The sequence below is a fragment of the uncultured Campylobacter sp. genome (genome assembly GCF_937997535.1).
Lineage (GTDB): Bacteria > Campylobacterota > Campylobacteria > Campylobacterales > Campylobacteraceae > Campylobacter_B.
The window spans coordinates 1-9,771 of the sequence record NZ_CALKTT010000009.1 but is presented as its reverse complement, the minus strand read 5'-3'; the positions used below and the strand labels follow the sequence as shown (position 1 = coordinate 9,771).

The 9,771-nt window shown below is 49.5% G+C and carries 13 protein-coding genes; 8 read left to right on the top strand and 5 right to left on the bottom strand.

Annotated features, from left to right (window positions below; genetic code table 11):
• From Q0117_RS01305 to Q0117_RS01285, 5 genes are all read left to right on the top strand, one after another.
• The coding region (locus Q0117_RS01305) for an SLC13 family permease (protein ID WP_297921470.1) at window positions 1-674 on the top strand (674 nt) is incomplete at its 5' end.
• Between the two features lie 166 nt (window positions 675-840).
• The gene (locus Q0117_RS01300; RefSeq protein ID WP_297921467.1) at window positions 841-1,494 is read left to right on the top strand and encodes an amino acid ABC transporter permease; all 654 of its coding nucleotides are present in this window, start codon (window positions 841-843) and stop codon (window positions 1,492-1,494) included.
• A 2-nt stretch (window positions 1,495-1,496) separates the two neighbouring features.
• Window positions 1,497-2,153, top strand: coding sequence for an amino acid ABC transporter permease (locus Q0117_RS01295; protein ID WP_297921464.1), 657 nt, complete (start codon window positions 1,497-1,499; stop codon window positions 2,151-2,153).
• Window positions 2,153-2,890: an amino acid ABC transporter ATP-binding protein gene (locus tag Q0117_RS01290; protein ID WP_297921461.1), complete on the top strand. Its 738-nt coding sequence runs from the start codon at window positions 2,153-2,155 to the stop codon at window positions 2,888-2,890. The genes Q0117_RS01295 and Q0117_RS01290 overlap by 1 nt, the downstream gene beginning before the upstream one ends.
• A gap of 20 nt (window positions 2,891-2,910) precedes the next feature.
• Window positions 2,911-3,771 carry a cysteine ABC transporter substrate-binding protein gene (locus Q0117_RS01285; RefSeq protein WP_297921458.1) on the top strand — a complete coding sequence of 287 codons (861 nt, stop codon included), beginning with the start codon at window positions 2,911-2,913 and terminating at the stop codon, window positions 3,769-3,771.
• Between the two features lie 480 nt (window positions 3,772-4,251).
• On the opposite strand, the gene Q0117_RS01280 is transcribed toward Q0117_RS01285, so the two are convergent.
• The 4 genes from Q0117_RS01280 to Q0117_RS01265 all read right to left on the bottom strand — a co-directional run bounded on the left by Q0117_RS01280 (window position 4,252) and on the right by Q0117_RS01265 (window position 8,000).
• On the bottom strand, window positions 4,252-4,383 hold the full coding sequence (locus Q0117_RS01280; RefSeq protein ID WP_297921455.1) for a hypothetical protein: 132 nt from the start codon (window positions 4,381-4,383) through the stop codon (window positions 4,252-4,254).
• Complete coding sequence (locus Q0117_RS01275; RefSeq protein ID WP_297921452.1) at window positions 4,380-5,765, bottom strand: DUF3137 domain-containing protein; 1,386 nt, start codon at window positions 5,763-5,765, stop codon at window positions 4,380-4,382. The genes Q0117_RS01280 and Q0117_RS01275 overlap by 4 nt, the downstream gene beginning before the upstream one ends.
• Window positions 5,766-5,962: 197 nt before the next feature.
• On the bottom strand, window positions 5,963-7,156 hold the full coding sequence (locus Q0117_RS01270; protein WP_297921450.1) for a MalY/PatB family protein: 1,194 nt from the start codon (window positions 7,154-7,156) through the stop codon (window positions 5,963-5,965).
• 1 nt (window position 7,157) lies between these two features.
• On the bottom strand, window positions 7,158-8,000 hold the full coding sequence (locus Q0117_RS01265) for a DUF3737 family protein (RefSeq protein ID WP_297921447.1): 843 nt from the start codon (window positions 7,998-8,000) through the stop codon (window positions 7,158-7,160).
• Window positions 8,001-8,070: 70 nt separating this feature from the next.
• On the opposite strand from Q0117_RS01265, the gene Q0117_RS01260 reads away from it, so the two are divergent.
• A complete protein-coding gene (locus tag Q0117_RS01260; RefSeq protein WP_297921444.1) occupies window positions 8,071-8,232 on the top strand; it encodes a hypothetical protein in 162 nt (53 codons plus the stop codon).
• 197 nt (window positions 8,233-8,429) lie between these two features.
• Here the strand turns inward: Q0117_RS01260 and Q0117_RS01255 are convergent, their stop codons facing one another.
• The gene (locus Q0117_RS01255) at window positions 8,430-8,909 is read right to left on the bottom strand and encodes a hypothetical protein (protein ID WP_297921441.1); all 480 of its coding nucleotides are present in this window, start codon (window positions 8,907-8,909) and stop codon (window positions 8,430-8,432) included.
• Between the two features lie 116 nt (window positions 8,910-9,025).
• Between Q0117_RS01255 and Q0117_RS01250 the strand changes: the two genes are divergently transcribed.
• Together Q0117_RS01250 and Q0117_RS01245 are read left to right on the top strand one after the other, a co-directional pair.
• A complete protein-coding gene (locus tag Q0117_RS01250) occupies window positions 9,026-9,388 on the top strand; it encodes a DUF1508 domain-containing protein (protein ID WP_297921438.1) in 363 nt (120 codons plus the stop codon).
• Window positions 9,389-9,771: hypothetical protein (locus tag Q0117_RS01245; protein ID WP_297921435.1), on the top strand; the 383-nt coding region annotated here is incomplete at its 3' end. It lies immediately after the preceding gene.

Below are 9,771 nucleotides of genomic sequence, written 5' to 3'. Positions count from 1 at the left end.
TAATTTTCAAGCCGAATTTAAGCCATAAAATAGAGATGGATCTGGAGCATATCCCTTGGACGCGCGAGCGCATTATTACTATCGTCGTATTTGCTCTAACAGCGCTTGGCTGGATATTTTCAAAGCAAATTTCAGCCCTTGTGGGCTTTAAAGTAGATGATGCTTACGTCGCCATCTGCTCGGCAGTTGTAATCGTCATACTAGGACTTGCCAAGTGGCACGACATCGCCGAAAACACCGAGTGGGGCGTGCTGTTGCTTTTCGGCGGCGGACTTACGCTAAGTGCGGTTTTAGGCGATTCCGGAGCTTCTAAGGTGCTTGGCGATCTAGTCGCGCACACTTTCGGTGGAGCGCCTACTTACATCGTACTTTTGGTAACGGCAGTTTTCATCATCTGCCTTACGGAATTTACCAGCAATACCGCCTCCGCTGCACTTTTAGTACCAGTATTTGCGGGAGTAGCGGCTCAAATGGGGCTACCGAAAGAAACTCTTACGATCATCATAGGCGTAGGCGCGAGCTGCGCTTTCGTAATGCCGGTAGCGACGCCGCCGAATGCTTTGGTTTTTGGAACGGGACGCATTCGCCAGGCGGAAATGGTGCGGAGTGGCGGAATTTTAGCAGTGGTTTCCGCGATTTTAGTTTCCGGCTACGCGTATATTTTTTACTCGTAAAATTCCGTCAAAATTCTATAGTCCGGGTATCTGCTCGGACTAAATATATTTATAAGATATATTTTTAAACTCCTAAATTTTCGGAATTTTTATAAAAAAATTCCGATTTAATACTATTTTAATCAGTTATCTGTATAATATGCATATTTTACGGAAAGAAGAATTTATGGATTTTGATTTTATAGCTAAATTTAGCCCTATGTTCGTAAAGGCGGGAATTTTAACGCTAAAGCTCGCATTTTACGGGATTTTACTATCCATCATCATCGGCTTTATCTGCACGCTAATAAAATATAAAAGAGTACCTCTGCTAAGCCCGCTTGTGAGCGCATATATCGAGCTATCTCGCAACACTCCGCTTTTAATTCAGCTATTTTTTCTATACTACGGCTTGCCCAAGCTCGGCGTTCAAATTTCAGGCTTTACCTGCGCGATCGTAGGTCTTGCTTTTTTGGGCGGCAGCTATATGAGCGAGAGCTTTAGGCTCGGTTTTGAGGCGATAAAAAAATCCCAGATCGAAAGTGCGATGAGCCTCGGTCTTAGTGAGGCTCAGATAGTGTTTTACGTCGTGCTGCCGCGCGCCTTTGCGATCGCCCTGCCCTCCATCAGCGCAAACATAATATTTCTGCTTAAAGAAACCTCGATCGTTAGCATCGTAGCACTCGCCGATCTCGTTTATGCCGCAAAGGACGTGATCGGGCTGTATTACAAGACGAACGAGGCACTGTTTATGCTAAGCGTTTCGTATCTGATCATAATCCTGCCGCTTTCGCTCGCACTTACGCTGCTTGAAAAGCGCCTTGCGTATATGAGAGGCTAGCGATGGAACTCTTAAGCGGCGAAAATTTAATCAGGCTTCTTGGCGGACTCGGGGTCACGCTGCAAATCGCGCTCATCTCGATCGCGGTTTCACTCGCTCTAGGCTTGGTACTTGGAATTTTAATGGCCTCCGGGCGCAGAGCCTTATACATCCCGCTTAAAATTTGCCTAGAGATCGTGCGCATAATGCCGCCCATCGTTTGGCTATTCATCGTGTATTTCGGCGCGAGTAAGGCATTTGACATCCACATCTCAAATATCGCGGCTTCGATCATCGTCTTTAGCGTCTGGGGTGTTTTTGAGATGATGGATCTGGTGCGCGGCGCCGTGCTTAGCATCCCCAAGCATCAGTTCGAAAGCGCCGAAGCGCTCGCATTTAGCAGATCTCAAATTTATCTCTACGTCATCCTGCCGCTTGCGATGAGGCGCCTGGTGCCCGCAACGATAAATTTATTCAGCAGGATGATAAAAACAACCTCGATCGCCGTACTCATCGGCGTCATCGAGCTCGTCAAGGTCGGACAGCAGATCATCGAAGTAAATGTCTTCCGCGACAATTACGCGCCGCTAATCATCTACGGAGCGATATTTTTCGTATATTTTTTAATCTGCTATCCGATCTCGGCGCTTTCGAAAAAACTAGAAAACAGGTGGAGCTGATGGGAATTTTAGAACTTCATAAAATCAATAAATTTTACGGCGAGCTGCACGCGCTAAAAGACGTCAGTCTTAGCGTCGCGCAGGGCGAGGTTGTTGTGATTCTAGGCCCTAGCGGCTGCGGTAAAAGCACCCTGCTTCGCACGATCAATGGGCTTGAGCCGGTACAAAGCGGAAATTTTATAATCGAGGGCGAGCGGATCGATCAAAATTTTAAAGAGTGGCGCAGGATCAGACAAAAGATCGGTATGGTCTTTCAAAGCTACGAGCTTTTCGACCACTTAAATGTTCTACATAATATAATCCTAGGTCCCGTGAAAGTCCAAGGCGTACCGCGCGAGCAAGCTGTAGAGCTAGCCAGGCATTGGCTCAAAATCGTAGGACTAGAAAATAAAGAGCGAGCCTACCCCAAAGAGCTTAGCGGCGGGCAGAAGCAGCGCATCGCGATCGTACGAAGCCTTGTGATGAAGCCCAAGATCATGCTTTTTGACGAGGTTACCGCGGCGCTTGATCCCGAGATCGTGCGCGAGGTGCTAGACGTAATGCTAAATCTCGCCAAAGAGGGGCAGACGATGCTAATCGTAACGCATGAGATGGGCTTTGCGCGCGCCGTAGCCGATCGTATAGTTTTTATGGATGAGGGAAGCATCGTGGAGATTAATGAGCCGGAGGCGTTCTTTACTGCGCCGAAGAGCGAGCGCGCGAAGAAATTTCTAAATATGTTCGAATTTAAAAAATAAATTTTAATAAAGGAGAAAAGATGAAAAAAACGCTAAGCACGCTTTTTATCTTAGGTGCGTTATTTTTCGCAGGTTGCAACGACGAGGGCAAAGGCTCCTCAAATTCCGCACAAGGTTCCGCCGCACCGCAAAGTTATATCGACGGGATTAAAAAGCGTGGCGTAGTAAGGATCGCGGTTTTCGGCGATAAGCCGCCGTTTGGCTACATCGACGAGACGGGCAAAAACGCGGGATATGACGTGTATTTTGCAAAACGCATCGCAAAGGAGCTTTTGGGCGATGAAAACAAAGTGCAGTTCGTGCTCGTAGAGGCCGCCAATCGCGCGGAATTTTTGGCGTCTGATAAGGTCGATATTACGCTTGCAAATTTCACCGTCACGCCGGAGCGCAAAGAGGTCGTGGATTTCGCGCTGCCGTATATGAAGGTAGCTCTCGGCGTCGCGAGCAAGGGCGGCGATATCACCGACGTTTCGCAGCTTAAGGATAAAACGCTTTTAATCAACAAAGGCACGACCGCGGATCTGTATTTTACGAAAAACCATCCCGAGATCAAGCTTTTAAAATTTGACCAAAATACCGAGACTTTTGGTGCGATGCTGGACGGCAGGGGCGATGCGATCGCGCATGATAATACGCTTTTGTTCGCGTGGACGAAGTCAAACCCGGGCTTTAAGGTAGGTATCCGCTCGCTCGGCGATCAGGACGTCATCGCACCTGCGGTCAAAAAGGGCAACGACGAGCTTCGCAAATGGCTTGACGATCTAATCGTAAAGCTCGCGGACGAGAAATTTTTCCACGCCGACTACGATGCGACGCTAGCGCCGGTATACGGCGACGACATCAAAGCTGACGACGTCGTAATCGAGGGCGGGAAGCTATAAATTTAGATTTGCCGTCTAGTTTAGCGGGGCAATCTTACTAAGCCCCGCAACCTTGCAGCGACGCTGGCGCCGTAGCTTTACCGAAACGGCGATTGTAAACGCCCATAGACAGCGAGCGCTTCTATAAGCTAGCTAAATTTATCGATCTAGCGGCAAAGTTTTGCTCTCGCACGGTAAATTTAGCCGCCGAGTAAATTTTTGCCGAGCCGAAACGTGACCTAGCGCTCGTCGTCGCGGCAAATTTTAAGTCGCGCTCGTAGCATAAATTTCAAGCGATAGTAGAATTCTAATACAAACTGCTCGTGCGATAAAAATTTTACCGTGCGAGCGATGATAAATCGCGAGCGCTCGCTCGCTAACGGAGCGGGAATTTATAAAATTTATCGGCTCAAAGCGACTTGTAAATTCTGCGCGGGCTAAATTTTCCGTACCGATTTAAGAGCCGAACGCATAAGCCGCGCAACGCATCCATTTCCATGTTCAGTTACACGGCACATCTGTGTCGCTGCCACCAAGGCCTACAATCCCGCGCGCTTTGTCCCGTCTATCTTGCGCCGCCACAGCCGTATGCAGTCGCCTCTGCCATACTCCACCGCCCGCCGCCCACTTCATTCGCTCCAAATTTTACGGTTCAAATTTAGCTCGCTCACGATACCCGCAAGCGCGCCGATCTCATCTACGTAAAGCTCTATCGTGGCGTCCTGCTTTAGCGAACAGTCGATTCTAGGCTCGAAATTATCGCGCCAGGTCTCGATCGCCACGTAAATTTTATCTTCTTTCAGCACCGCGTTTATCTGCGAGCCCAGCCTTAAATAAACCTCCGTCAGTCGCTGCATTAAAAGCGGCGTAAGAGCGTATCTAGCGCCCACTTGATCGGTCGTATAGACATCAAAAAACTCCTCAAATTTCACGTCGTCCATATTCGCTCGCTGCCCGTATCTGCGCAGATTTCGCGAGTTTTTATGACATACCCGCACCTCGCAGTTAAGCCTTTTGTGAAAGTCCGCGACGAAAAGCACTCCTTGAAATTTTACATCGGTGCGAGTGCCGTTTTTGGTGCGCACCTTTTCGGCGGCGTAAAAGTCACTAAACCTCACTGGCACGCCCTGTACCTCCCCGCTCATCATATCTTCGCTCGATTGTTCGTTGATGTAGCAGTCGTAAATTTCAAAAAACTCATCTGCTGTAAGCCCGCCGCTTTCGTCGTAGCTAAGCCCAAAGCTTTTTGCGATGCTCGCGACGACCCTGCTTTTGAAATTTGATCTGAAATTCCGTCTTTTGCTCGCCGTCAAAAGAGCGCTCACGACGCCATAAACGGAGATGCCGAAAAATACGCCGACCGCCATCTCGCCCCAAAAGCGCGCCACCAGTGCGCCCACGCAGGTCCCTACGACAGCGGCGATGATGTTGGCCTTTTTTACTGCTTTTTGCAGCGCCGCGCGCTCATCCTCCAGGCTCTGTAGATCGGCTAGAAAGTTAAATTTTGACTGGGTCTCGCCATCTTTCTCGCCCCTGCCTTCTCTTTCGGCGGCTTTGGGCTCAAACCTCTCGTAAATAGCGCTCTCGCGGCTATCACTGCTTTCGGAGCTACCGCCCTCGCCCGCTTCGGCTTTTAATACCCGCCCTTCGTTTATATCGGTGCTTAAAATTTGCCCATCTTGCGCCGCGCCCTGCCCTAGCGCGCCTGTATTTTGCGCCGTATCAAAGCCGCTAAATTTATCAAAATTTGCGCGCTGCGTGCCGCTGTTTTTGCCAAAGTTTAAGCTGTAAAATAAGCGGTAGAGCAGTCCGTTTAAGAGGGGAAAGATGATGAAAAGCGCGACTATGAGCCAGTTTGTATCAAACGAGACGGACTCCGCCCTGGTATTCAAAAACACGTAAAGCCCGAGCAGCAGCAGAGTTATCAAAAATGAGACGAGCTTGCTAATGCGCGCGAGATTTTCGCGCCGTTTTTCAAGCAGGTAAAGCTCCTCTAAATCGCCGTTTCTATCCATAATCCGCCTTTTGTAGCGCATTTAAGCGCCGGTTTTATGCCACACGTAAATTTAAACATTCGCGTGCCGCCCGCCTGATCGCCGCCAAATTTAGCGCAAAACTCGCGCCCTACTGCGAAATTTTAAAATTTGCTCCGCCGCTTTAAATTTAGCCGTTATAAAATTTTAAATTTCGTCTTTGCCGCGCCGTAGTTCGTTTAATGCGGGCAGATCTTTAGCGCCTCTTTCAGCCGCCCTAGCCCGTCTTTTAGCAGCGCCCTAGAGGTCGCGATATTTAGGCGCAAAAATCTCTCGCCGCCCTTGCCGTATTGCGCGCCGCAGGAGAGATACAGCCCCGTTTTTTCGCGGATGAAGCGCGCAAGCTCCGCGCTATCCTGCGTATAAGCGCCCGCATCGAGCCACATAAGATAGGTCGCATCTTGCGGCACGACGCGCACCTGCGGAAGCTCGCGGGCAATAAATTCTGCCGCGAATTTGCGATTTTCGCTGAGGTATTCGCGCAAGGCGTCCAGCCACGCCGCACCCTTCGTAAATGCGGCGATCGCGCCCTGAACTCCGAAAAAATTCGGCTCGGTGATGTCGTCGGAATTTAACGCCTTTGAAATTTTATGACGCAAGCGCTTATCTGCTGCAAAGACCGCCGCACTTTGCAGCCCCGCGATATTAAACGCCTTGGTTGGCGCGATTATGCTAGCCGAGATCCTCTCGCACGTCTCGCTCGCGGCAGCAAATGGCGTGTAACGCACGCCGGGCTCAGTCAGATCGCAATGCACCTCATCGCTAAGCACCGTCACGCCGTGCTTTTCGCACAGCTCGCCGATACGAGCAAGATCGTCTCTGCTAAAGGTGCGGCCGACCGGATTGTGAGGGTTGCAAAGGATAAAAAGCGTCGTCTGCGGATCGGCGAGCTTAGCCTGTAAATCCTCCCAATCGATGCTATAATCGCCGTTAGCGTAGGTAAGCTCGTTTTGCAACGGCACGCGGGCGGCGTTTTTAATGCAGTAGTAAAAGCAGTTGTAAACGGGGCTCATCAGTAGCACGTTTTCGGCGGGCGAGGTGAGCTTGCGGATGATCGAATCGATCGCGGGCAGCGTGCCATTTGCGTAGATCAGCCACTCCTTTTGGATTTCATAATCGTGACGCGCGAGCCACCAGCCTTGATACGCGCTGCGCCACTCATCATCTACAAGCGAATAGCCTAAAACTCGCTCGTTCAGCCGCTTTTGCAGAGCCTCGATGATCTCGGGCGCTACGGCAAAGTCCATATCCGCGACCCACATCGGAAGCTCGCTCTCGCCTACGTCCCATTTAAGCGACTTCGTGCCGCGGCGATTTGGCAGAGTGTCGAAGTCGTATTTCTCCTTGCCACTTATAAAATCAAAAAGTCCCATCTTACGCCCTTAATTCAGTAATAATTTCAGTTTTAGACGCGTCGGTAGAGCCATCTAGGATCAGTTCGCCGATGCTTTCCGCGCGGATCAGCCCGCTACTTGGATTTTTGACGCTATTGATCGCGCCTTTTACCTCGGCATGTACGTCGCTGTATTCAAACGCTAGCGTCGTATTTATAAGCTCGCAGTCTTGCAGGCGCAAATTTTGCATATAGCAAAAGCCCTGCAGGCTCTCGATCTTGCAGTTTCGCAGCGTCACGTTTTTAGAATTCCACCCGAAGTACTCGCCCGCGATGAAACAGTCCTCGATGAGGATATTTTCGCAGTTCCAAAATGCGTCCTTGGATAGGAGCTTGGAGTTTTTGATCGTTACGTTTCTGCAGCCGTCAAAGCAGTAATCTCCGAAGAGCGATAGATTTTCGATGCTTAAGTTTTCGCAATCAAGCCCGAAATAAGCGCCCTTTGCGGTGACGTTTTTAAGCGACACGTCGCTGCAGTGCCACAAGGTCTCTTGCGCATCGTGAAATTCTACGTTTTGCAGCGCGGCATCTTTTACGCGGCGAAGCCCTTTAGGCGCGCCGTAGAGGCAGTCTTTTAGCACCACGCCGCGGCTATACCAGATCCCTGCGCGTGCGATCTCGTCGAAGAAGCAATCCTGCGCGCGGATATTTTCGGCATACCAAAACGGATATTTCCACTCAAATTTACAGTTTTGCGCGACGATATTTGCGCTGTGTTTTAGTGGCGACTCGCCCTCGCCGAAGACGGAATTTTCGATCCGCAGATCCTTTGCGCCGAACAGCGCGCGCTCGCCGCTAAAGTGCTTTTGTCTTAATATTTGCATGGCTTTCCTTAGATTTAAAATTTGCTTCAGATTATACAAGGAATTTCAAAATTCCGCGTAGCTTAGGCGTATGAAACGCAAGCGAATTTTAAAAATTTTAAAATTTAGAGGCGACGAGGGGCTAAATTTGACGCGCCTCAGTAATGGTTACGAAACATATGCGGCGAATGCGCGGCAAATCGCAGGGCTTTTTATAATGGCGTACTTGCAAATGCCTATAAAGCGCACCTAGGTTGCTACGGCTAGCCGCGTATTTGCGCAGGCATCCGTATCTGCCTGCGACGTGCGTCGCTCGAAAGATACATAAAAATTTATCGCAAGCGGCGCCTTATAAAATTTGTAAAATTTTCTACAATCAACGTGCAAGTTCCCCTAAAGCGTCGTGTCTGAAAAAGCGCAAATTTTACCCCGCGCACAAACGGGGCGCGTCTAATGCTCGTGGTGATGCAAGTGCGCGTCTTCGCCGCGGTCTCGATCTGTAGCGCGCTTTCGCAGATCAAAATACACAAAAAGCCCGCTAGGCTCGCCATCCTCGTAAATTTCAAGTTTGTAGCGCATTACGGCGTGCGTGCACACTGCAACATCAAGCGTCGCTTCATAGCCGTCTGCGCTGCGCTTTAGCGGGAATTCCGCATTGCCCATATTCATACTCACGCCCGAAATTTTAACGCTCGGATTTTTTAGCTCACGCGAAATTCCGCTTATTTTTAGCTCGTTTGCTCCCGCTTCGATCGGGTGGCGCGCTACGCTAAAGAGCGCCTTCTGCCCGCCGGCGTTAGTCTCGCAGTCCTGTGCGGCTAGATTGCAACCCAGACGCGTCCTTATATCCTTAAATAATGCATCGCTCTCATCCGCGCCAAATCCTAAAGTAGCGGCGAAAATCAAGCTAAAACGTAGAGCCTTTATCATTATGATCCTTTGTAAATGAAATTTGTGCGCAATTTTAGCAGAAAATTCCGCGCCTATTAAAAATATTTATTAAAATTTTAGCTAAAATAACGATATCTTTTACGAAAGGATAAAAAATGGCTGAGTTTTTAATCAAAGACGCCAAGGACGGCTGCAAATTCGATCTACTTTATGACGGGCACGTACTGTGCACCTCCGAGGTTTACACGAGCAAGGCCGCTTGCAAAAACGGTATCGAAAGCGTCGCAAAAAACGCCGCGCTAAATAAGATCGAGGATCAAATCGCGGGCGGTGAAAAGCTAAACAATCCTAAATTTGAGCTTTACACTGATAAAGCAGACAAGGTTCGCTTCCGCCTAACGGCTAGCAACGGACAGATCATCGCCGTTAGCAAGGATTTTGAGGCTAAGGCGGACGCTCTAAAGGTAATAGAGCTTATCGTAAAACAGGCTCCGAAAGCCAAGATCAAGGAGGCGTAAATGGACATAAACGGACTTGTAAATATGGTCTCTGCACTCAAAAACGACGATAAAAATTTAAGAGAATTTCAAAGCGGCCCTGTCGCTTTTATCGAAAAATTTCTAGGCGTGGACCTGCCCGACGATCAGATAAATGCGATAATTGCGGGCATCAGCTCAAATTTTTTAAGCAAAAACGAAAGCGGCGGATCTAGCTCGCTAGGCTCGATGCTGGGTGGACTTTTGGGCGGCGGCGAGGACGTGCAAGCAAACGCCGTCGATAGCAAAGGTGTGGATTTTAGTGCGCTGATCGGCAAAATCGCAAGCGCCAAGCTTGACCTCAACGGCGACGGCAAAATCGATATCAACGACGCAAGTAGCTTTTTGGGCGATCTTTTAGGAGG

Bases quoted from the DNA above. Each gene is read 5' to 3' on its own strand.
- Q0117_RS01300 (WP_297921467.1), top strand. From the start codon at position 841: ATGGATTTTGATTTTATAGCTAAATTTAGCCCTATGTTCGTAAAGGCG.
- Q0117_RS01295 (WP_297921464.1), top strand. From the start codon at position 1,497: ATGGAACTCTTAAGCGGCGAAAATTTAATCAGGCTTCTTGGCGGACTC.
- Q0117_RS01290 (WP_297921461.1), top strand. From the start codon at position 2,153: ATGGGAATTTTAGAACTTCATAAAATCAATAAATTTTACGGCGAGCTG.
- Q0117_RS01285 (WP_297921458.1), top strand. From the start codon at position 2,911: ATGAAAAAAACGCTAAGCACGCTTTTTATCTTAGGTGCGTTATTTTTC.
- Q0117_RS01280 (WP_297921455.1), bottom strand. From the start codon at position 4,383: ATGAAGTGGGCGGCGGGCGGTGGAGTATGGCAGAGGCGACTGCATACG.
- Q0117_RS01275 (WP_297921452.1), bottom strand. From the start codon at position 5,765: ATGGATAGAAACGGCGATTTAGAGGAGCTTTACCTGCTTGAAAAACGG.
- Q0117_RS01270 (WP_297921450.1), bottom strand. From the start codon at position 7,156: ATGGGACTTTTTGATTTTATAAGTGGCAAGGAGAAATACGACTTCGAC.
- Q0117_RS01265 (WP_297921447.1), bottom strand. From the start codon at position 8,000: ATGCAAATATTAAGACAAAAGCACTTTAGCGGCGAGCGCGCGCTGTTC.
- Q0117_RS01260 (WP_297921444.1), top strand. From the start codon at position 8,071: ATGAAACGCAAGCGAATTTTAAAAATTTTAAAATTTAGAGGCGACGAG.
- Q0117_RS01255 (WP_297921441.1), bottom strand. From the start codon at position 8,909: ATGATAAAGGCTCTACGTTTTAGCTTGATTTTCGCCGCTACTTTAGGA.
- Q0117_RS01250 (WP_297921438.1), top strand. From the start codon at position 9,026: ATGGCTGAGTTTTTAATCAAAGACGCCAAGGACGGCTGCAAATTCGAT.